17 protein-coding genes, 3 tRNA genes and 3 pseudogenes are annotated in these 21901 nt (G+C 70.8%); 8 read left to right on the top strand and 15 right to left on the bottom strand.

Features of this window, described 5'->3' with window-relative positions; all coding sequences use genetic code 11:
* Positions 1-134: 134 nt before the first annotated feature.
* From FHR38_RS04435 to FHR38_RS04470, 9 genes and pseudogenes are all read right to left on the bottom strand, one after another.
* Positions 135-847, bottom strand: a pseudogene (locus tag FHR38_RS04435) (DUF5996 family protein).
* Between the two features lie 21 nt (positions 848-868).
* A pseudogene (locus FHR38_RS31940) lies at positions 869-1387 on the bottom strand (transposase family protein); the annotation flags it as partial.
* Between the two features lie 128 nt (positions 1388-1515).
* Complete coding sequence (locus FHR38_RS04440) at positions 1516-3126, bottom strand: hypothetical protein (RefSeq protein WP_184533008.1); 1611 nt, start codon at positions 3124-3126, stop codon at positions 1516-1518.
* The gene (locus tag FHR38_RS04445; RefSeq protein ID WP_184533009.1) at positions 3123-3884 is read right to left on the bottom strand and encodes an ABC transporter ATP-binding protein; all 762 of its coding nucleotides are present in this window, start codon (positions 3882-3884) and stop codon (positions 3123-3125) included. Before FHR38_RS04445 ends, FHR38_RS04440 begins: the two co-directional genes overlap by 4 nt.
* 346 nt (positions 3885-4230) lie before the next feature.
* Complete coding sequence (locus FHR38_RS04450; protein ID WP_184533011.1) at positions 4231-5109, bottom strand: alpha/beta fold hydrolase; 879 nt, start codon at positions 5107-5109, stop codon at positions 4231-4233.
* Between the two features lie 3 nt (positions 5110-5112).
* Complete coding sequence (locus FHR38_RS04455) at positions 5113-7812, bottom strand: ATP-binding protein (RefSeq protein ID WP_184533013.1); 2700 nt, start codon at positions 7810-7812, stop codon at positions 5113-5115.
* Between the two features lie 438 nt (positions 7813-8250).
* Positions 8251-8325: transfer RNA gene (locus FHR38_RS04460), tRNA-Val, on the bottom strand.
* A 14-nt stretch (positions 8326-8339) separates the two neighbouring features.
* Positions 8340-8410 (bottom strand) — tRNA-Cys (locus FHR38_RS04465).
* Between the two features lie 33 nt (positions 8411-8443).
* Positions 8444-8516: transfer RNA gene (locus tag FHR38_RS04470), tRNA-Gly, on the bottom strand.
* A 226-nt stretch (positions 8517-8742) separates the two neighbouring features.
* Here FHR38_RS04470 and FHR38_RS04475 point away from each other — a divergent pair.
* The 7 genes and pseudogenes from FHR38_RS04475 to FHR38_RS04505 all read left to right on the top strand — a co-directional run bounded on the left by FHR38_RS04475 (position 8743) and on the right by FHR38_RS04505 (position 15194).
* On the top strand, positions 8743-9345 hold the full coding sequence (locus FHR38_RS04475; RefSeq protein ID WP_184533015.1) for a TetR/AcrR family transcriptional regulator: 603 nt from the start codon (positions 8743-8745) through the stop codon (positions 9343-9345).
* A 151-nt stretch (positions 9346-9496) separates the two neighbouring features.
* A complete protein-coding gene (locus tag FHR38_RS04480; RefSeq protein WP_184533017.1) occupies positions 9497-10078 on the top strand; it encodes a TIGR03086 family metal-binding protein in 582 nt (193 codons plus the stop codon).
* A 94-nt stretch (positions 10079-10172) separates the two neighbouring features.
* Complete coding sequence (locus tag FHR38_RS04485; RefSeq protein WP_184533018.1) at positions 10173-10859, top strand: class I SAM-dependent methyltransferase; 687 nt, start codon at positions 10173-10175, stop codon at positions 10857-10859.
* 9 nt (positions 10860-10868) lie between these two features.
* Positions 10869-12026 (top strand): annotated as a pseudogene (locus tag FHR38_RS04490) (cytochrome P450); the annotation flags it as partial.
* A gap of 219 nt (positions 12027-12245) precedes the next feature.
* Complete coding sequence (locus tag FHR38_RS04495) at positions 12246-13187, top strand: ATP-binding cassette domain-containing protein (protein ID WP_184533020.1); 942 nt, start codon at positions 12246-12248, stop codon at positions 13185-13187.
* The gene (locus FHR38_RS04500; protein ID WP_184533021.1) at positions 13180-14343 is read left to right on the top strand and encodes an alpha/beta hydrolase family protein; all 1164 of its coding nucleotides are present in this window, start codon (positions 13180-13182) and stop codon (positions 14341-14343) included. Before FHR38_RS04495 ends, FHR38_RS04500 begins: the two co-directional genes overlap by 8 nt.
* A complete protein-coding gene (locus FHR38_RS04505) occupies positions 14340-15194 on the top strand; it encodes an ABC transporter permease (protein WP_221448908.1) in 855 nt (284 codons plus the stop codon). Before FHR38_RS04500 ends, FHR38_RS04505 begins: the two co-directional genes overlap by 4 nt.
* Before the next feature lie 83 nt (positions 15195-15277).
* Here the strand turns inward: FHR38_RS04505 and FHR38_RS04510 are convergent, their stop codons facing one another.
* From FHR38_RS04510 to FHR38_RS04525, 4 genes are all read right to left on the bottom strand, one after another.
* On the bottom strand, positions 15278-15898 hold the full coding sequence (locus FHR38_RS04510; RefSeq protein ID WP_221449376.1) for a response regulator: 621 nt from the start codon (positions 15896-15898) through the stop codon (positions 15278-15280).
* 138 nt (positions 15899-16036) lie between these two features.
* Positions 16037-17782, bottom strand: coding sequence for a sensor histidine kinase (locus FHR38_RS04515; RefSeq protein ID WP_246446301.1), 1746 nt, complete (start codon positions 17780-17782; stop codon positions 16037-16039).
* Positions 17783-17883: 101 nt separating this feature from the next.
* Complete coding sequence (locus FHR38_RS33105) at positions 17884-18852, bottom strand: helix-turn-helix domain-containing protein (protein WP_221448909.1); 969 nt, start codon at positions 18850-18852, stop codon at positions 17884-17886.
* Positions 18853-18860: 8 nt separating this feature from the next.
* Positions 18861-19016 carry a hypothetical protein gene (locus tag FHR38_RS04525; protein ID WP_184533023.1) on the bottom strand — a complete coding sequence of 52 codons (156 nt, stop codon included), beginning with the start codon at positions 19014-19016 and terminating at the stop codon, positions 18861-18863.
* Positions 19017-19215: 199 nt separating this feature from the next.
* On the opposite strand from FHR38_RS04525, the gene FHR38_RS04530 reads away from it, so the two are divergent.
* Complete coding sequence (locus tag FHR38_RS04530; protein WP_184533025.1) at positions 19216-19803, top strand: TIGR03086 family metal-binding protein; 588 nt, start codon at positions 19216-19218, stop codon at positions 19801-19803.
* 57 nt (positions 19804-19860) lie between these two features.
* On the opposite strand, the gene bioD is transcribed toward FHR38_RS04530, so the two are convergent.
* Positions 19861-20592: a dethiobiotin synthase gene (bioD, locus tag FHR38_RS04535; RefSeq protein ID WP_184533027.1), complete on the bottom strand. Its 732-nt coding sequence runs from the start codon at positions 20590-20592 to the stop codon at positions 19861-19863.
* A gap of 34 nt (positions 20593-20626) precedes the next feature.
* Complete coding sequence (locus FHR38_RS04540; RefSeq protein WP_184533028.1) at positions 20627-21850, bottom strand: 8-amino-7-oxononanoate synthase; 1224 nt, start codon at positions 21848-21850, stop codon at positions 20627-20629.
* Positions 21851-21901 lie beyond the last annotated feature (51 nt).

Raw genomic sequence — 21901 nt, forward strand, 5'->3', positions numbered from 1 at the left:
ATGAACGCCACCAGCTCCCCCCGGTGCTCCCGAACGGCGCGGTGCCGTGGATCGTCTTCGCACCACCGTCACCACGGACGAAGTCCGCTGACGCGGCCACTCCCGGTCCGGAGGCCGACACTCCGGGGGCTTAGTCACCCAGTTAGACACTGCCGCCCAGCGATGGTCTGGCAGCCGGCCAACCCGGCCACCAGCACCGCCACCACGACAACCAAACGGATACACCGGGTCACCGGCACAAACCTCCAACAGCCGGCGCTGATCACCTCGTGCGAGTACGCCTCCCGGGTCACCGGGTCGACGGTGTCCGGCTGCTGCGCCTGTCGGCCGGAGAATCGCATGACCGCGATGTCGATGGTGTGCCCGAGGTGGTGCACTCCTCCAGCACCAGCCCCACCTGGCTGAGTACCTGCCAGCACCGGTTGACACAGTAGGGGTCGTACGCGGCGTGCGTGGTGTCCTCGGCGAACGGGGTGCTGTCGGCCAGATCGTAGGGTTCGGCCTCGATGTGTACCTGGATGCCGAGGTGCGAGAGCGCGGTGAACAGTCGTTCCTGGAACGCCGCGACGGACAGGCCGGGTAGGAGGAAGGTGGCCGTCTGGCCGGCCAGGGTGTTGATGACCAGCCGGTGGTCGACGAAGTCGAAGTCGATGGCGAACATCATGTCCCGGCCCACGGGCCGGGACATGATGCCGCGGCCGGTCAGATGGAACGGTACGTGCCACCAGTGGTTGCGCGGCGGTGCCTGGTCCAGCCGGATCTTGCTGACGATCTGCTCGAACCGGTGGACGGTTTCCGTCGAGTCCGCGCAAGCGAAAATCGGGATCGGCGGGAACAACTCGGTCATCCGGACCGAGCGCGTTTACGTCTTGAGGGTGGAGACGGCGCGTTTGCCGAGTGCTCGGATCTGGCGGGGTGCCGGTTGGCGAACTTCTGCCGGCGGGACAAGTGGGTGCGGCGGCGTTTGAACGGGGTCCAGATGATGCCGCAGGCGTCTTGGGAAGCCCTTATCGACGAAGGTCAGCACGTTCACGCTGGCCAGGGCGTCGATCAGGTCGTGGCTGCGAGCGGTGGTCAGGTCGTGAACGGAGCCAGGCAGGCGGGTGAGGCCCAGACCAGCCGCCCGGCGGCGTCGGTTAGGACCTGCACGTTCACCCCGTGGTGCTTGTGCTTACCCACTTAGTAGGGACGCTGGTCAGCAACCCGGTCGATCGGAATCAGCGTGCCGTCGAGGATCGCGTACGCCAACCGGGCTGCCCGGCGCATCGCCGTATCGAGGTCGTCAGCGCAGGCGGCGAGCAGGTCGACGGCCTCACGCAGATAGCGGCCACACGGTGGTCACCGACACCGCGAAGCCGGCCGGGAGGCGGGTGAGGGTATCGCCGTCCGGCGGTGAACGACGACCATGAGCTGTGTGCGGGGTAATCGCATGCACGGTCCGAAGCGGCGGGAGTTGGAAGCTGTTGTTGGCGGGTGCGGTCCCTGGCAGCCGGGAAATCAAGTGATGTTGGAGTATCAGGGTGCTCTCTTTGGAGGTCGGTGTAGCTGGGCGGCGTCGCGGGAGACCATCACGTCGAGCAGTCTGGTGCCATGCCGCCGCAGCAGACGCACGGTGAGAGTGGGGGGCAGGGAGAGGCTGACCGCGGCCAGCAGGAGGGCCGCGAGCGCCGACGCCCACAAGTGACCGCCGGTGGTGGCGCCAATGATGCCGGGGAGAATGGCGCCCAGCAGGACCACGGGAAAGATCGTCATTTGTCCACCGGTCGGATCGCCTGCTTGTTGGCCAGGGTAGCGGCGATCGCGGGCATCGGTGCCGACAGCTGGCATCAGGAGCGCGATCAGCGGTGCCACGGCGCAGGCCACGGCGGCTGCGGCGATGGCGCCGCTGATGGCGACAACGCCCAGCGGAGAGCGGGTCACGGCCCACAACACAGCCGCCAGCACGATCGACGGTGCGCCGAATAACAGGAACCATGCCGCCATCCGGCCGCGTACGTCGGCCTGGAGGGCGCCCGGCGTGGTGAGCAGCTGCCACAGGGCCGTGCCGTCCAGGGCGTAGGTGTTGACCGCGACCATCGCGCCGAACACCGCCGCTGCGGGACCCACCAGGGGCAGCGCCCAACTCCAGTCGGTGACCGCGATGATGAGCGCCATCAGCAGCGGGGTCAGCCAGGCGCTACGCAGTTCCACACCGCGCGCGGGATCCCGCGACCAGGTGGCCAGCTCTCGCGAGACGACAGCGGACACCTGCGGCGTCGTGAACGGAAGCGACAGCCCACGACCTGGTGCGTTGGGCCGTCGCGGCGTCGCGTGGCGAGGTGGGCGGCGTAGGGCACGAGCCGTCAGGGTGGTCCAGCCCAGTTGCAGCAGTGCGCCCATGGTCAGGAGGCCCATCAGTGGCACGATGACCGCGTCCGTCCCGGCGCTGTCACGGGCGGCGATCGCGGCGCGGTATCCCCATCCCGTGGGCAGGAGGGCGAGCACGTCGATGACCGACGCGGGTAGCTGCCCGAAGCTGGGGGTGACCAGGGTGGTGTCGCCCTGACCGAGGCGGGGCAGCAACCAGGCCGCGATCGGCACCCACCCGGCGAACGACAGCGCGAGCATGATGGCGGTTTGGGTGGCGGCCAGCGTCATCCCGGCCCGGGTCTGTAGCAGCCATGCCGTGATTGCCGCCACCGTCTTACCCGCCCAGACCAGCAGGTACAGCTGTGCCACCATCGCCACCACGCCGATCGTGGCCGCCGTCAGGCCGCTCGGCGCGGCCAGCGCGACCAGGGACGACAGACAGGTCAGCGTGACCAGCGGGCCGACGCCCAGCAGCTCGGTCCAGGACAAAGCCAGGGCCGCGCGCCATGGCCGCAGCGGATAGCCGCGTAACCAGTCGCGCGAGATGACCGACGGATCGTGGCGTGGCTGGGCCAGAGGGCCGAACAGCCACATGGCGCCCCATCCGGTGAGCGCCACGGCGATCCAGCCTTCGTGGAGCAGTCCACGGTTGGCCACTGCTGCGGCGACGACCACCAGCGCGGCCAGGGCCATACCGGTGACCAGGCTGAATCCGCGCTCGTTGTGCGGGCCGTTGCGGAACAGGCGTAGCTTCAGCGCGAACAGGGCGCGGGTCATGTCAGCCACTTCAGCGGACGGACCGGATCGGCGCCGACCAGCTCGACGAAACGTTCGTTGAGCGTCCCGCCCGCTGCCACCTCGTCAACCGGCCCCTCGACCAGCACCCGGCCACCGGCCACCACCGCCACCCGACGGCAGTTGCGTTCGACGAAGTCCATGATGTGGCTCGACATGACCACCGTGCCACCGGCGGCGGCGTGCTGTGTGAGCACCTGTTCGATGGATCGGGCCGAGACCGGGTCGATCGCCTCGAACGGCTCATCGAGGATCAGCACTCTGGGGCGGTGCAGCATCGCCAGCGCCAAGTTGATCTTTTTGCGCATGCCGGTGGAATACTCCACGATCAGCGTGCGTGGGGCGGCGTCGAGTCCCAGGATCTCCAGCAGGTCGTCGGCGCGGGCCCGCCAGCTGTCATCCAGCCCACGCAGCCCGGCGCTGTACCGCAGCACCTCCGTGGCGGTCAGCCGTTCGGGTAGCGACAGCCCGTCCATCATGATTCCGAGCTGGGCGAGCGCGTTTACCCGATCGGTTCGCAGGTCATGACCGGCGATCCTGATCGCGCCGGAGGTCGGCTCCCGCAACCCGCACATTGCCGTCAGCGTGGTGGTCTTACCGGCCCCGTTCGGGCCGACGATGCCGTAGCACATTCCCGGTGGGATGCTCAGGCTGAGCCGGTCGACGGCGAGCACTGTACCGAAACGCTGGGTGAGATCGGTTACCTCGACGGCGGGGATGGTGGAATCGAACACTTGCATCGTCTCTTTCCAGCAAGTCATGGCAAAACGGTCAATTCTCTATCCGATCATCGACCGCGCTATTCGTCGATCAGGCCGCGGATCTCGTCAGTCCCCGGGCCAGGGAGGACAGCAACGCCGGGGCCCGCCGGAGCGGACGAGCACGCTGACGTGGCTGACATCAGGCGACAGGACGTCGAAGCGGCTTGCCGGGGGCAGCGATTACACAACGAGATGCGCCGGCCGTCGAGCGGCCATCCACATAACGGCACGGCCGGCAGTCACCCCGCTGCTACAGCAGAGCGAAGCTCGTTCAGCCCCGCTCCCACACCCCCAGTTCACCGTTCTTGTGCAGTTGGATGAGCTATCACTCGGCTGTGTGCATGAGGATGGCGGTGGCCAGTTCCTCGTGCACCTCCGGCGGCAGCGTGTGCCCCATGCCCGCCGTGATCATCAGCCGCGCTCCCGAGATCTGCTCGGCGATGATCGCGCCGTGACCCCTTTTGACCGGCTCGTGGCTGCCTTCGATGACCAGCGTGGGCGCCTTCAGCTGATGCAGCACGCCCACTGGCTCGAAGTCCGGGTTCGCCGCTGCGGCCAGCCGGTGGTTGGCCACCGACGACAGGTCGCGGGCCCGGTCGTAGATCCGTTCCTGTAGCCGACGCGCCGCGTCCTCGTCGAACGGCAGCCCGGTGCCGTGCAGCACGCGCTGTTCGGCGATCATGCTGTTGATCTGGGCGCGCCGGTCCTCCGGCGGTGGGGCGGTCATCAGCGCCCGGTAGAAGGCCACGAACTCCGGTGCCGGCTCAGGCAGGCTGCCCTCAGGCTGGGGCTGCCCCAGCAGAGCCCGCATGATCACCTGACCTTCGCCGCCACCGAGCGGTGAGGAGCCGATAATGGTCAGCGAGCGCACCCGCTCGGGCCGCTCCAACGCGATGAACTGGCCGAGTAGCCCGCCCGCCGAATGGCAGACCAGGTGCGCGCTCTCCATGCCGTGGGCGTCCAGCACGCGGTACACGTCGTTCTTGATGTCGTCCCACGTGTACGGCTCCACCGCGAAGTCAACCGTGTCCGACATGCCGGTGTCACGGTGGTCGTACCGGACCACCCGGCGGCCTCCGGCGACAAGGCGGCCGACGAACTCGTCCGGCCACAGGACGCCCTGCGACATCGACCCCATGATCAACAGGATCGGCGCATCCGTCGCGGCGCCGAACTCTTCACTCCAGATGTTCACCTCATGCATGTCTCAAAGCATGTCCTCTGCCGCCGCAGGCGCCTTCTGTAGAACTACTAGTCGCGCCAGTTCCGTGCGGGAGCCGACGCCCAGCTTCGGATAGATCTTGTACAGGTGATACTCGACCGTCCGGGGGCTCAGGAACAGTTGGGCAGCGATCTGCTTGCTCGACAGCCCGTCGGCGACCAGCCCCGCGATGCGCAACTCCTGCGGGGTCAGCGCGTCCAACGCGGCCGAGCTTGGGGCCTGCCCGCTTTCGCCCGCCGCCCGCAGCTCCCCCTGTGCACGCCTCGCCCACGGCCTCGCGCCTGCCCGCTCGAATGTCTCCCACGCCATCCGCAGCTGCGTCCGCGCCTCGCTCGGCCGCTGCGTGCGGCGCAGGCGCTCGCCCAGCAGCAGCGCCGTCCTGGCCGCCTCGAAGGGATTGGTATGCAGCCGCAACGCCTCGCCGAAGGCCTCCTCGGAGGACTCGGTCAAGCCCCGACAGCGGGCCAGCAGGGCGTGCGACTCGGGCGTCGCGGCGTACGCCGACCACCGCTCGTATGCCTCGAGCGCCGCCCGCGCGCCCACCTCGTCGCCCGCGCCCACGGCGGCCTCAACGCGATCCGGCGCCGTCCGCCACACCACGGTGGGATGCCCGACACCCGGTCCCGCCGCGGCGATGGCCGTGAAGCGGTCGTGCGCCGTCGCGTAGCGCCCCAGGCACAGGTCGAGCAACGCCAGCGCGTACGCGGCGACCCCTGCGCGCAGACCCACCCGATGCGGTATGGCGATGGCCAGCGCCTCGCGGGCCTGCCGTTCGCAGGTCTCCTCCTCGCCTCGTAGCGCCGCCAGGACCGCCAGGTTGGCCAGGTGCGCGGCCACGGTGTTCTCGTAGCCGGCCTCGCGGGCCAATTCCAGGCCCTCCTCGGAGATGGCCTGGCTACTTGCCAGCCGCCCGGCGATGCGTTCGGCCGTCGCCACGAACTCCAGCACGACCGGCAGCTGCCCGGTCATCCCCGACACCCGGGCCACCCTTCCGGCCCGCTCGGCCATCTCGGTCGCCAGGTCCGACTCGCCCAGTTGGCTGGCCACAGCCACCGCCCACAGGTACTCCGCCGCCTCCCCCAGCTCGCCGACCCGCGCCAACGCCCGCCGCAGCAGGCCCGGCCCAGCAGCGTCCCCATCCAGCGCCAGGCCGATCCCCGCCACCGCATCCCGCAAGAATCCCTCGCGGTGCGCTGCTGCCCTCCGCCCGAGCTCGATGATGGCGGCCGTGTCGCCGACGTACGAGGCGGCCTCCACTGCATCGGCCAGCATCTCCAGGCTGTCGCCCGCCGCCAGGATCCGCACGGCCTCGGCGGCGTTGCCGGAGTTCAGCTCGAACCGGCCTCGCAGCTGGGCGATCTCCATGTCAAGGCCGGCATCCACGCCAGCCTGGTCACGGGCTTCAGCTAGCAGCGACTCCGCCTGACCCGGGCGGCCACCTAGCCAGGCCGCGACGGCGGCGTCCTTCAGACGCGCAGCACGGGCGCGCGGCTCGGCGGTCAGCTCCGCGGCCCGGGCCAGGGCGGCGGCCGCGGTGCCGTACCCACCGCGGTCACGTGCGAGCTCCGCGGCAGCCACCAACTCGGTGGCAGCCCGCTCGTCCTGACCCATGGCAGCCCCGGCCAGGTGCCAGGCGCGCCGGTCACCCTCGGTGACTTCCGCCAGTACGGCATGCACCCGGCGGATCCCGGCCGGGGTGGCCGCCTCGTGCACCGCCGACCGGACGAGCGGATGACGGAAGCGCACGCGCGTACCCGAGAGCTCGGCCAGCCCGGACTCCTCCAGCTCGGCCAGCGCCATCCGCCCAGTCCACGATCCCATGTTCTCGCCGGGCCATACCGTTCGCTCTGCGGACAACCGGTCGGTGGCGCGCAGGACCAAGTCGAGGTCAGCCTCCACTGCGGCGACCAGAGCGAACAGCCGGGCAGAGGCGGACAACGCCGCCACCCGATCGCCGAACAGCCGGGCCCCACCGGGAAGCGGGTCGGGCAGCGGTTCGCGTCCGGCGAGCTGCGCGGGCGTCAAGCGGGCGGCGATCTCGCCCAGCGCGAGCGGATTCGCGCGGGTCAGCGTGACAAGTTCCCGCGCCACACCGGGCTGCACACCGCAGCGGGACTCCAGCATCTCGGCCGCGGCGGCTCCGGGCAGGCCACGCACCTCCACCGTCAGGGGAACACCCTTGACCGGAGCGTCCCCGCGCACGGCGAACAACATCGCGATCTTTTCTGTCTCCAGGCGCCTGGCGGCGAACAGCAGTGCGTCGGCTGATGCCTGGTCGACCCACTGGAAGTCGTCGACCACACAGATCAGCCCGTCCGGCGCGGCGGCTTCGGCCAGCAGCGAAAACACGCCAGCGCCCAGCAGATACCGATCGCCGGCTGTGCCCGCGGCGAGACCCAGCGCCGCGCGCACAGCGTCGTGCTGCGGTTCGGGCAGCGCGTCGAGCGAGCCGGTTACCGGCCACAGCACCTGGTGCAGCGCTGCGAACGCAAGGTCGGTCTCAGCCTCGACGCCGGTGGTCCGCAGCACACGCATCGCGCCGCCTCGCACTGCCGCCGCGTCGAGCAGGGCCGTCTTGCCCACGCCTGCCTCACCCCGCAACACCACCGCACCGCCAGAGCCGTCGCGAGCCCGTGCGATCACCTTGTCGAGTGCGCTGACCTCCGCCGATCTGCCGTAAAGCACGAACACCCACTCTAGCCTCGGCCCTTCGTGAGCGGCCCGGCTGCTCGCCGACCTCGCTGATGTGACCGGGTTGACCAGCGCATTCAGTCAGGCCCTGGCTGGGCTGCGGCAACGGCAGCGCGGACACGCCCCGGGCCGGCAGCCACCGAGGCACGACACCTCCGCGCGGCATGACCACCCCATCAAGGACGTCGGGGCGGCATCGGTGGGGTGCCGTCCCGAACGTTCTTCAGCCAACAGGTAGAAGCCCACCACCAACCGCGGACCAGCCGACCACCCACACGACCGCCACCACGGACAGGACGCGACGGGATCACCGCCACCCACCAGGAACACGAACGATCACGTGCTCCCAATCTGCTCCCAACGTAAGGAGCAACAACAAAGTGGCTCGTTACCGGAATCCCGGCAACGAGCCACATGACGTGCTGATATACATGGTGGGCGATACTGGGTTTGAACCAGTGACCTCTTCCGTGTCAAGGAAGCGCGCTCCCACTGCGCCAATCGCCCTCGTTTACTTGCCGAGGTGGAGACGGGATTTGAACCCGTGTACACGGCTTTGCAGGCCGTTGCCTCGCCTCTCGGCCACTCCACCGAGGTTGCCCCCGCTGTCGTGGCGGCATCTCCGAGCGGACGACGGGATTCGAACCCGCGACCCTCACCTTGGCAAGGTGATGCGCTACCAGCTGCGCTACGTCCGCTTGTCTCCGTTTGTTTCCGGCGTTTCCCGGTGACAGGTGAGAACTTTAGCCGAGCTGCGGAGCCAGTGCCAAATCGGGGTGCCCACGACGCGCCAGAAAGCTCGGGTAGCCCCATAACACCCAACACACCCCGGAGATCATCCTAGGAACCTGAGCTAGAGGTGACACAGACCGGACGCCGTGTCGGTAACTCCTCGTGCTCGAAGGCATGGGTTACCGTAGCCGCGTGACGAGACGCGCGGCCGAGGTCCGCCTGGATGCCCTGCTGCGTACCGCATGTGACGTGATTGTCGAACGTGGGCTGGCGAACACCCGTACCGCCGATGTCGCCCAGGCCGCCGGGGTCAGCCAGGCACTCGTTTTCTACCACTTCTCCACCAAGGAACGGCTGCTCGCGCAGGCTTTCGCGTACGCGGCCGAGCAGGATCTGGCCCGGCTGGATGCGGTCGTCCGCTCCTCTGCCCCGCCGTTGACCAAGCTGAAGCGGGTCCTGAGGCTGTACGCCCCGACTGGTCGCTCCAACTCCTGGGCGATGTGGATCGACGGCTGGTCGGAGTCGCTGCGTACCCCGGAGTTGGAGAAGGTGTCCCGGCGGCTGGACCTGCGCTGGAAGGAAGACCTGACCGAGATCATTTCGGCCGGCGTCGCCGAGGGGACGTTCACCTGTGCCGACCCGGCCGGGGCGGCCTGGCGGATCAACGCACTGATCGACGGGCTCGCCGTACAGGTGGCGGTGCACGACCGGGTGATCACCCGCCGGCAGTTGTCCGACTGGATCCGCCTGACCGCTGCCCGGGAACTGGGTCTGGACCCCACCCAGTTGGAGTAGTCGACCGAGGACCGCGTACGGCCTCGCCGAGGACCGCGTACGGAGTCGCCGGGGACCGCTAGGGAAGGCAGACCGAGAACCGCGTATGGAGCCGGCGGGGAACCGTGCATCGAGCCGGCGAAATCACTGCCACCGGTGAAGAATCGGACGCATGGCCCTCTTAGCGACCTACCGCCGCAGTCTCACCGAATTCACCGACCGGGTCGGCCAGGTCGGCTCCGGCCAGTGGACGATCTCCACCCCATGCGCCGACTGGGACGTACGGACCCTGGTCAACCACGTGGTCGGCGAGGACCGATGGACCGTACCGATGTTCTCGGGCGCGACCATCGCCGAGGTGGGTGACCGGTTCGACGGCGATCTGCTGGGCGTGGACGCGGCCGGCGCGGCCCGGGACGCCGCCGCGCAGGCGGACCTGGCGGTCAGCGAGCCCGGTGCCCTGGACCGCACCATCCACCTCTCCGCCGGGGACACTCCGGCCCGGGAGTACCTGCACCAACTGCTCGCCGAACACCTGGTGCACGGCTGGGACCTCGCGATGGCGATCGGCGCCACCCCACGGTTGGACGCCGCCGCAGTGCGGCTCTGCCTCGACTGGTTCACCGACCGGGTCCCGCTCTACCGGGACAACGATCTGATCAGCGCCCGGATCGAGGTACCCACCGATGCCAGCGACCAGGACCGGCTGATCGCCGGGTTCGGGCGAGACCCGAACTGGCGTCCCCCGCGTTGACCATCGACGGCACACAACGCCAACTCAGTCTGCCGAGCCACCGATCGGACCACCGGGCGGTGAAGGCCAATCCGGGTACGGGCACAATCGCGGGGTGTCCGACACCTCGACGGCGTTCGTCCGCACCTACGCCCGGTTGGCCCCGGTGGCCCACGTACCCGAGATCCAGCTCCATCAGGCCGAGGAGCCGATCGGCCTGTGGGAACTGACCGAGGGTGAGTTCCGCAGCGAGCAGCCACCACCGTTCTGGGCCTTCGCCTGGGCCGGGGGGCAGGGGTTGGCCCGGTACGTGCTCGACCACCCGGAGACGGTGGCCGGTCGACGCGTCCTCGATGTGGCGTCGGGTTCCGGTCTGGTGGCGATCGCCGCGGCCCGTGCCGGCGCGGCAGAGGTACGGGCGGTGGACGTGGACCCGGTGGCGGTCGCCGCGATCGGGATAAACGCCGAGGCAAACGGGGTTGCGGTGACCTCGCTCGCCGCCGACGTCCTCGACGGGGACGCGGACGACGCGCAGGTCGTGCTGGTCGGGGACGCCTTCTACAGCGAGGCGATGGCCAACCGGATGCTGCGGTTCCTGCTCCGCGCGACCCGGGGTGCGGCCCGGGTGCTGGTCGGTGACCCGGACCGGGCGTTCCTGCCCCGGACCCGGTTCCGAAAGCTCGCCGAGTACGACGTACCGGTTCCGATGGCGCTGGAGAGCGTACGGGTCAAGCCCACCACGATCTGGGAGTTGACCGCGCCGGTCGGTGCCGCACCGACTCGTGATCGCGTCGCTGGGTAGCGTGGCGGCGTGCTGTTTCGCAGTTGGCAGGGGACCGTTGACCAGCAGTGGCCGGACGTCGTCCGGGTCGCCGACCACGTGGGGGTCCAGCATTTCGTGGTGACCCGGCACGCCCTGGTCCGCCAGGTGCTCGCCGATCCGGAGATGTTCCGCCCTGACAACGCACTGGACGCGGTGACCCCGATGCCGGTGGCCGCCCTGCGGATCCTCGCCCGGCACGGTTTCCGGCTGCCGCCGACGTTGGCCAACAACGGCGACCCGACCCATCCGGCGATCCGGTCCATCGTCGCCGACGCGCTACACCCGACGCGGGTCGAGGAGCAGCGCCGGTGGTTGGCGGGGGTCGTACGCGAGCGGGTGGCTCACCTGTCGGCCGTACTGGCTGCCGGGAAATCAGTCGACCTGTACGCCGATCTGGCCGCCGATCTGCCGCTGCTGGTGCTGGCCCGGCTGGTGGACCTGCCAGACGAGCAACTCACGTTGGTCAAGGAGTTCTCGCGGGCCGCGTTGGAGTTGTTCTGGGCACCGGTGGACGCGCAACGGCAGCTGGCCCTGGCCGACACCGTCGGGCAGTTCCACGCCGTACTGAGTGGATTCGCCGAGGCCGGTACCGGGCTGGTCGCCGATCTGAGGGCAGCCGGACATCCCCGTGACGTACGGGTGGGCGCGTTGTTCTTTCTGCTGGTGGCCGGGCAGGAGACCACCTCGCAGTTCCTCACCCTGTTGCTGCACCGGTTGAGCACCGAGCCGGCGGTTCTGGCCGGCCTGCGTGCCGGCACGGTCAAGGTGGTGGACGTGGTCGAGGAGGGGTTGCGGCTGGACCCGCCGATCGTGACCTGGCGGCGGGTGGCCGCCCGGGACACGGTGCTCGCCGGCACGGCCGTGCCGGCGGGGAGCAGCGTCGTGCTGTGGCTGGCCCGGGCTGGGCGGGACTCGGCGATCGTTGCCGCCCCGGCCGACTTCCGGCCGGGGCAGCGCGGCTCGCGTCGGCACCTGGCGTTCGGGGCCGGTGCGCACCGGTGTGTCGGAGCCCAACTGGCCAGGATGGAGGCCGGGGTGGTGGTGGGCGAGGTGGCACCGCTGCTGGCCGGGGTGACCGTGGAACGCGCCCCGTGGTGCCCGGACAACCTCTCCTTCCGGATGCCGGACGCCTTCGTGGTCCGGCGCTCCGCCTCGGCGAACACCTCCCGGCACGCCTCGCCGAGTGCCGGCCATCCCGAGCCGGCGAGCGCCGGTCTTCCCGAATCGGCGAGCGCCTGCCGTTCCGATCTGTCCCGTACCTGACGAAAGTCAGGGTGGGCCGTTCCCGTTCGGGTGCTGTGCCGTACCTGGCCGGATTTCTACCGTCGATGCACCACGACGGGGGAGATCCCCCAGGGAGGCTTCATGATCACGTTACGCGGGCTGACGAAGCGCTTCGGCGCGGCGACAGCCGTCGACAATCTGTCCCTGGACATCGCACCGGGCCGGGTTACCGGCTTCCTCGGCCCGAACGGGGCCGGCAAGTCCACCACCATGCGCATGATCCTCGGGCTGGACCGGCCCACCGCCGGGCAGGCACTGGTCAACGGACGGGCGTACCCGACGCTGCGGCATCCGCTGCACGAGGTCGGGGCGCTGCTCGACGCCAAGGCCATCCACCCGGCCCGGTCCGGGCGTAGCCACCTGCTGGCGATGGCCCGCAGCAACGGTATCCCGCCCCGCCGGGTGGACGAGGTGCTGGCCACCGTCGGGCTGGACAACGCCGCCGCCGGCAAGCGCGGCAAGACCCTGTCGCTGGGCATGGGCCAGCGACTGGGCATTGCCGGTGCACTGCTCGGCGATCCGCCGGTGTTGATGTTCGACGAGCCGGTCAACGGGCTCGACCCGGACGGGGTGCGCTGGATCCGCCAGTTGATGCGTTCGCTGGCGGCCGAGGGCCGGACGGTCTTCGTCTCCAGCCACCTGATGAGCGAGATGCAGCTCACCGCCGACCAGCTGGTGGTGATCGGTCGGGGCCGGCTGATCGCCGACGCCCCGATCACCGAGGTGATCGCCGCCAGTTCGGCGACGGCGGTCCGGGTGCGCAGCCCGCAGCCGGCCGGGCTGGCGGCCCTCGCCGAGCGGCTCATCGCCCGGTCCGCGCGGGTCGAGGCCACCGGCGACGGCGAGGTGACCGTGACCGGTGCCAGCGGCGAGCAGGTCGGTGACCTGGCCCACGAGCTGGGCGTACGGCTGCACGAGCTGAGCATCCGCTCGGCGTCGCTGGAAGAGGCGTACCTGGAGTTGACCGCCGGCAGTGTCGAGTACGCCGGCACGACCACGTCGGTGGGGAGTCGTCATGCGTAGTTTCGGATCGCCGGTCCTCGCGGGTCGGCGCGGCGGTCGGGCGCTGGCCGTACTGGTGGCGTCGTTGGCGCTGCTCGCACCGGGCGGGGTCGCTGCGGCCTCCCCCACGGCGGTGGCCGGGACCCCGGCACTGTCCCTGCCCGCTCCGACCGGCCGTCATCCGGTCGGGACCACCTCGCTGCACCTGGTCGACAGTGGACGGCCGGACCCGTGGCAGCCGGGCACGGACCGGGAACTGATGGTGTCGCTCTGGTATCCGGCGGTCACCGACCGGGGTGGGCCCGCGCCGTACACCACGGCCGCCGTCTCCGCGCGGATCGTCGCCGCCGAGGGACTGCCGCTGCCGTCGGAGATCCTGACCACGGTACGCACCAACGCCCGACGGGACGTCCCGGTGCGGCGGACCGCCGGCGGCTGGCCGCTGGTGGTGCTCTCCCCCGGGTTCAGCCTGAGCCGCGAGTCGCTGACCGGGCTGGCCGAGGAGTTGGCCAGTCGCGGGTACGTGGTGGCCGGGGTCGACCATCCGTACGAGGCGCGCGGGGTCGAGTTCCCCGACGGCCGGGTGGTCGAGTGTCTGGCCTGCGACCTGTGGGGGCCGGGCACGGCTGAGAAGGTCATCGAGGGCCGGGCTCTCGACGTGTCGTTCCTGCTGGACCGGCTGACCGGGCCGAAGCCGGCCTGGCGGGGGGCGTGGGCGATCGACCGGAGCCGGATCGGCATGGTCGGCCACTCCATCGGCGGCGCCTCGGCGGCGCAGGTGCTACGTACCGACCGTCGGGTGGCCGCCGGGGCGGACCTGGACGGCACGCTCTTCGTACCGGTCCCGGCGGGTGCCCTCACCAAGCCGTTCCTGCTGGTCGGTGCGGAACGGCCGGCGGACGCCAGTTGGCTGCGTGACTGGCCGGGACTGGCCGGGTGGAAACGCTGGCTGACGGTCACCGGCACCGGGCACATGTCCTTCACCGACCGGCCGGTGCTCGGCGCGCAACTCGGCATGGACCCGGGTCCGATGCCGGCGGAGCGGCAACTGCTGATCACCCGGGAGTACGTCGCGGCGTTCGTGGACTGGCATCTGCGCCACCAGCCACGGCCGCTGCTCGATGGCCCGTCCGCTACCTATCCCGAGGTCCTGTTCCGGAACGAGGCCACCTCATGACCACGCTCTCCTCCCCCAGCCATCGAACCGGTCCGACCGGTCCGCCTCGGTCGGCCGGTTCCCGGGTGGCCCGTACCGCTCCGACCGGCGGCGGGTTGACCGGGGCGATCGCCAGCGAGTGGACCAAGCTCTGGTCGGTGCGTACGACGTGGTGGGCACTGTTGGCCAGCGTGCTGTTAATGGCGGCCACCGCCGGGCAGCTCGCCATCTATGCCGCCAACGCCAACACCAACGACGACCCGGCCGACGATCCAGGCGTGGTCGGCGTGGGCCGGATCGTGATCGACTCGATGGAGCTGACCCAGTACGCCGTCCTGGCGGTGGCACTGCTGGTGATCACTTCCGAGTACGCCACCGGCACGATCCGCGCCACGTTGCAGTGGACTCCGTCACGGACCAAGATGCTGCTGGCCAAGGCCACCGTCGTCGGCGCGGTCACCTTTCCGGTCGGCCTGCTGCTCGGTGTGGTCGGAACGGTCGTGGCCCGACCGGTGCTCGGCAAGTGGGGCACCATGCCGGTCGGCGAGACGGTGGGTGACATCGCGGCCGTCGCCGCCTACCTGACCCTGATCGGGGTGTTCACCCTCGGTCTCGGGGCGGCGCTGCGCAGCGCGGTACTGACCCTGACTATTCTCTTCCTGAGCCTGATGATCATCCCGCTGTCGTTGCAGGAGCCGGACATTCCGGTGCTCACCTGGATCGCCGACCTCTTCCCCGGGGTGGCCGGTGCGCACTTCATGCGCGGCGACACCGACCCGTACCCGCCCGTTGTCGGCCTGCTGCTGCTCACCGGCTGGGCGATGGTGGCGCTGTTCGCCGGCCGGCTGGTGTTGCGGCGGCGCGACGCCTGACGGTTTGTCGTCGACGAGTCGACCGGCGGCGATATCGGGCCGCCGGTCGACTCGTGCGATATCCGGCCGCCGGGTCGACGGGCTCACGCAGCGTCCACCAGCCCGGCCTCGTACGCGATGATCGCCGCCTGGACCCGGTTCCGGACACCCAGTCGGCTGAAGATCGTGCTCAGGTAGCTCTTCACGGTGCCCTCCACCAGGAACAGCCGCCGGCCTATCTCGGCGTTGGACAGCCCAGCACCGACCAGTGCCAACACCTCACGTTCCCGTTCGGTGAGTGTGGCGGTGCGGTCCCGCGCCGCCGGCCCCCGGGCCATCCGTTCACCGCCCAGCGCGAGCACCCGGCGGGCCACCCGGGGCGACAGGTACGCTGCCCCGGCGGCCACCGCCCGTACCCCGGCGATCAGTTCCCGGGGGTCGCCGGACTTGAGTAGGAATCCGCTCGCCCCGTCACCGAGCGCCCGGGCGATGTAGTCGTCCTCGCCGAACGTGGTGAGCATGACCACGGCGGTCTCCGGCACGAGCTGCCGGATCTGCGCAGCGGCGGCCAGCCCGTCGAGCCGGGGCATCCGGATGTCCAGCAACGCCACCTGCGGCCGGTGCGCACGGACCAGCGCGACCGCCTCCCGCCCGTCGGCCGCCTCCGCGACCACGTCGATCTCCGGATCGGCGGCCAGAATCGCCTTCACCCCGGCCCGGATCATCGCCTCGTCGTCGGCCAACAGCACCGAGATCACTCTCTGCTCTCCTGAGGTGTGTAAGGAAGGGGCCCTCGTTATCGCTTTCCGCAGCGGAAGGGGCCCATCCTGTCCTCTCCGCGCGGGGGGTGTGGGAAGTGACGGTCAGCCGGTCAGGTGGTGTTTGGCCGTCAGGCGACCGTCGGCGAAGCACAGCCGGTAGGTCGGCTGGGCGAACGGGAAGTTGCCGTCGGTGTAGTACTCGCAGACCGAGCCGGCCGGCGGTACGGGTAGGTGTTCGCCGGTCGGTGCCGCCACCTGCCGGCCCGGCAGCACCTCCCGCAGGTCCACCCGTTGCTCGCCGAGCCGCAGCCGATCGAAGTCTCGTTGCTCCAGGACGGCGTTGAACGTGGCGAGCGGGTAGTAGACCAGCGACAGCACCGCCGCGATAGCCAGCGGGACGGCGACCGCCACCAGCAGGCTACGTCGTACCCGCCGTCGGGCGTGGTGCATCCGGAACGCCGCATCGGAGGACAGGAGCGGCGCAGCCACGTCGAGCAGCGGCTCATCGTCCACACCGGACACCCGTTCGACGCCGCCGTGTGGTAGTCGGGCGGTCACCGCGAATCCGCCGCCGCACGGGCCCGCCGAGAGGGTGCCGCCGGCCAGCCGTACCCGCTCCCGCAGGGCGAGCAGGCCGGAGCCGGTGGACGCCCGAGCTGGTAGCGGTCCGGCCGGGGGCGGCTCGTTGCGTACGCTCACCTCGGTCCACTCCCCCGTCCCGGTGACCCGGACCACGACCGGCGCGCCCGGGGCGTACCGGGCGGCGTTGGTCAGCGCCTCCTGCACCACCCGGTACGCCGCCCGGTCTGCCATCGGGGACAGTTCTCCGCCGGATCGAGGGCCGGCGAGCAACGGATCGTCAGCCGGCTGACCGTCGAGCAACGGATCAACAGCGGGGTGACCGTCGAGCAACAGGTCTGTCGCTGGCCGTTCCCTCGCCGGATCGGCAGCGGGCGGGCCGTCGAACGGTGGTTGGCCCACCAGCTGGACCGACATACCCGCGTCGCGGGCCCCGGCGACCAGATCGGGGATGCTCTCGTCTGCCGGCCGGGTGGCCGACGGTCCGGTGTCCTCGCGGAGCACCCCGATGATGTCCCGCAGCCGGTCGGTGGCGGCGGCGACACTGACCCGCAGTTCACCGGCAGCCCGGCGGTGTCGTTCGTCCAGGCCCGGCGTCAGCTCCAGGGCACCGGCCCGCAGTGCGATCAGGCTCAGGTCGTGCCCCAGTGAGTCGTGCATGTCCTGGGCGATCCGGGCGCGTTCCCGCATCCGGATCCGCTCGGCGGCCCCACGCTGCTCGCGTTCGAGCAGGTCGGCCTGCTCCCACCCGGCCAGGACCAGCGCCTGGTGCTGCCGTCGGTAGCGGCCCAGCAACCAGGGGAACACGCCGGCGAACAACAGTACGGTGGCGATCAGGAACCAGCTGCTCACGTCCAGGTCGAGCACGCCGAGGTTGAGTACCGTGCCGCCGAGCGCGATCACGGCGAAGATCCACACCGCTGGCCGGGCCCGCGCTGCTCGCAGCCCCAGCAGATAGCTCATCACCGGAATGCCGAAGACGAAGTTGCCGTCGAAGATGGTGGGCAGCACCACCAGCACCAGCGACACCGCCGGGTGGCGCCGACTCAACACCACCGCGACGCCGACCAACGACAGCGACCCGGCCAGGCGGAGACCGGTCGGCAGGTCCGGCCAGGGTACGAGCAGCGCCCAGGTGATCGGTGCCGACAGTGCCGCCCAGAGCAGAACGTCGAACAGCCGTTCCTGCCGGTTTCGCGATCCGGCCCGCACCAGCCCACCCCCGATGTCGCGCCACACCGCCATCCGGCCACACCGCCATCCGGCCATCCGGCCAGGCTACCGGCGCTCCGACCTGCGGCGTTACTGACGAAAGTCAGGTAGCTGCCGATGGTGCCGACCCGACGACGCGTCACGGGGTGGTACCGGGCCTACGGCACGTCACGGGGTGGTCGTGGCGTTCCGGCGGCACCCTGACGGGCGTACCGGGCGGGTGGCGCACCTACCTGCGCGGTGAAGTCGCGAACAAGGTGGGCCTGATCGCTATAGCCCAGTTCAGCGGCGAGCGCCGCCCAGCTGACCTTCTCACCGCTGGCGGCACGGTCGGCCGCCTCGTGCAGGCGGTAGAGCCGGATCACCCACTTCGGGCTGGCCCCGACGTACTCGGCGAACAGCCGCTGAAGCTGACGCGGGGTGGTGCCGGCCTGGCGGGCCAGCTCGTCGACCCGGGCGATCGCCGGATCGACCGCGATGCGGGCGACCACGCCGTCCACCTCCGCCGCTGTCGGGTCGATCACCGGTCCAGCAGCGAGTAGCAGGGCGTCCAGCTGGTTCAACAGCGCCTGGCGACCGCTGCCCGTATCGTCGGCGTCGTCGCCGGGGGTGTGACCGAGGTCGATGGTGAGCTGCCGGACGGCTGCCTCACCGGCCGCGAAGACCTCGGTCAGCGGCAGGAACCTGTCGGTGATGGTGGCCACCGGCATACCGAGGAACGGGCGGAAGCCCCCCGGCCGGAACCGTGCTCCGACCACCCAACCGGTGTCACGCAGCGTCTCGTCGTAATGGCCACGGATGACCCCGGCGATCCAGGACCGGGTCGGCCCGGCCGCCGTCGGGCGCGCTCGCCCGTCGGTGACGACGAGGTTGACCGACGGGTGCGGCAAGATCCGCTGACGGTACGGCGACTCGCCACGCAGGTCGTACTCCACGATCCAGTAGTGCGCCACGAACGGTGCCAGCTCGGGCGCGGGCCGCCACCGGGCGTAGCGGAGCCTCTCCCGGGCCGCCCGGACGTGGACGAAGCCTCGATCATCGGGCCAGCCCAGCGCCGCTCGGCCCGGCTCACCCCGGGGTGCAGCCAGCATCGGATCCGCTGTCGGCCGGGTCTCTCCGGTCGGCACCGGCGTGCTCAGTTGAGCCAGTGCAGCGTGCTGATGACCAGCCACACCGCCAGGCCGACCAGGGCCAAGCCGATGAGTGTGCACAGGGCGAACCACAGCTTGATGCCGAACGGAATCTTCGGGTCCCCGGTGGTGGCGGGGTGCTGGCCGGCAAGAGGGCGCAAGGATTCTCCTTGGGGAGGTTCGGGTGCTCCTTCGGGCTCAGTCTGACGATGTCCACTGAACCACCACCGGGTGGGTGGTCGACAGGGCCGACGGACTCTCCTGCCGACGACAAGGTTGAGGTAGAGCACGGGTACGGCATCACCAGATCCGTCGCGTTTCTTCAAGAGTCAGCGTCAAACCGTGCCTACTGTCACGTACATGCACGAATCACTACCCGAGGCCATGACCGAGGCGATGCGACGGACAGCGGAGATCGTCCACGCCGTACGACCGGACCAGCTCACCCTGCCCACTCCCTGTGCGGAGTTCGACGTGGCAGCGCTGGGCCGCCACCTCACGTACTGGGGGGTGCTCTTCTCGGAACAGGCCGCCCGTAAGCAGCAACCAGCGCCCGACGCGGGACCGGACGATGTCGGTACCGACTGGGCCGAGACGTTCACCCGGCACGCCGACCGCACCGCGGCAGCCTGGTCGATCCCCGACGCCTGGACGGGTACGACCTTCCTCGCCGGTGCTTCGATGCCCGCCCCGCTGGTCGGCTCGCTGATGCTGGCCGAGTTGGTGTTGCATGGCTGGGATCTGGCCGTGGCGACCGGGCAGCGGCCGACCTACTCCGAGGCGGTCGCCAACACAACATTGGAAATCATCGAACGGATGGCTGGCCAGGGGCGGGCCGCCGGAATCTTCGCCGATCCGGTGCCGGTGCCGGACTCCGCGTCATCGCTGGAGCGGGCGCTGGGGCTCAGTGGCCGTGACCCGGTGTGGCCGACTCGCCGCTCGGACTGATCGCCTCCGTCGGCACCGCCCCCCTGGCCGCCGACGTCAGCCGGATTGGACCTGCCCTCACTGGATGTCCTCGGCCCAGCTACGCCAATCGTCGAGGACGCCGTAGAGCGCCGGGGTGAGCCAGCCGGGCGCGGAGCGTTGGAACACCCCGGGCTCCAGGGTGCCGGCCCCGTCGGGCAGCGCACCGACCATGTTGGGCACCAGGTCGGTCAGGTTGGCCCAGTGCACCAGTTGCGGTTCGACCGGCCAGGCACCGAGCACCACCCCGGCCGGGATGGCGCGCCGGTCCAGCGCCTCCAGGGTGAGTGCGGTGTGGTTGAGCGTCCCCAGCCCGGCCCGGCAGACGACCACCGCTGGCGCGCCGAGGGAGACCGCCAGGTCGGCCACGGTCCACGGCTCCCCGGAGGGGCGGACCCCCATCGGCACCAGCAACCCACCGGCCCCCTCGACCAGCACCAGATCGTGCTTCTCCGCCTGGGCGCGGACCGCGTCGACGACGGTGTACAGCTCCAACGGCTCCAGCCCGGCGACCCGGGCGGCGGCCAGTGGGGCGAGCGGGTCCGGATAGTCGGCCAGGGTCATCGAGGTCACCGGCGCGGCCAGCCGCTCGACCACGTCCACGTCGGTCGGCGCGCCACCGGCCGTACCGGTCTGGCCGGGTTTGACCACGGCGACCCGCAGGCCGGCGGCCTGCGCCGCCGCGGTGATGGCGGCGGTCACCACGGTCTTGCCGACGTCGGTGTCGGTGCCGGTCACCACGATCGGGCCGGACCAGGCGGCGGCGGTCATCCGGTCTCCTCCGGTGCGGTCCGGGCAGCGCCAATCATCCGGTCTCCTCCATTGCGGTCCGGGCGGCCGTCGGGGCAGTCGCGACGATCACGTCGAGCGCCCGGTCGAAGTCGGCCGACGGCACCCCCACGTTGATCGTCAGTCGCAGCCGGGACCGGCTGTCCGGGGTGGACGGCGGGCGGAAGCAGCCGACGGCGACGCCCCGGTCGAGGCAGCTCGCCGCCCATGCCACCGCCGACTCCGCATCGGGTGCGGCGACCGACAGCACCGCGCCGGCCGGCGTGGAGACCACCAACCCGGCTGCACGCAGTCGCTGTACCGCGTGGTCGGCCCGTCGGGCCGACTCGGCCCGCAGATGGTCACCGGTCCGCAGATGGTCGCCGGAGCGCGGGCGGTCACCGATACGCAAGGGGTCACCGACGCGGGCGAGTCGGGTCGCGGCGAGCACCCCGGCGACCACCGCCGGGGGCAACGCGGTGTCGAAGATGAAGGTACGACCGGTGTCGACCAGGTGTTGGATCAGCTCGGCCGGTCCGGCGACCAGCCCGCCGGCCCCGCCGAGCGCCTTCGACAGGGTCGCGGTCACCACCACGTCCGGCTCGCCGGCCAGTCCGGCGGCGGCCACCGACCCGGCCCCGCCGGGACCGGCCACGCCCAGCGCGTGTGCCTCGTCGACCAGTAGTTGTGCGCCGTACTCCCGGACGACGGCGTGCAGCGCGGCGAGCGGGGCCAGGTCACCGTCGACCGAGAAGACGGACTCGGTCACCACCACGGCCGGCCGGCCGCGTGCCGCCGCCAGCGCCGCGTCGACGGCGGCGACGTCCAGGTGCGGGGTGACCAGGGTCTCCGCACCGGAGAGTCGACAGCCGTCGATGAGTGAGGCGTGGTTGTGGGCGTCGGAGACCAGCAGGGTGCGCGGCCGGACCAGGGCCCGTACGGCGGCCAGGTTGGCCAGGTAGCCGGAGGAGAAGACCAGGGACCGCACCGCGCCGAGCCAGGCGGCGAGTTCCGCCTCCAGTGCGTCGTGCAGGTCGGTGGAGCCTCGGACCAGGCGGGAGCCGGTGGCCCCCAGCCCGTACTCGGACAGCGCCCGCGCTGCCGCGGCCGTCACGTCGGGATGGTGGGACAGGCCGAGATAGTCGTTACCGGCCAGGTCGACCGCGCCATCCGCCGCCCCGCGCGGGCGTAGCCGCCGGGTCAGTCCCGCCCGGGCGCGCAGCTGGGCCCGACGATCGAGTGTTGCCAGCCAGTTCGCCACGGTCACCCCCTCGGCTCGGTGGCGGACCGCCGGACACCGGCACGGCCTCCC

The organism is Micromonospora polyrhachis, assembly GCF_014203835.1.
Taxonomy (GTDB): domain Bacteria; phylum Actinomycetota; class Actinomycetes; order Mycobacteriales; family Micromonosporaceae; genus Micromonospora_H; species Micromonospora_H polyrhachis.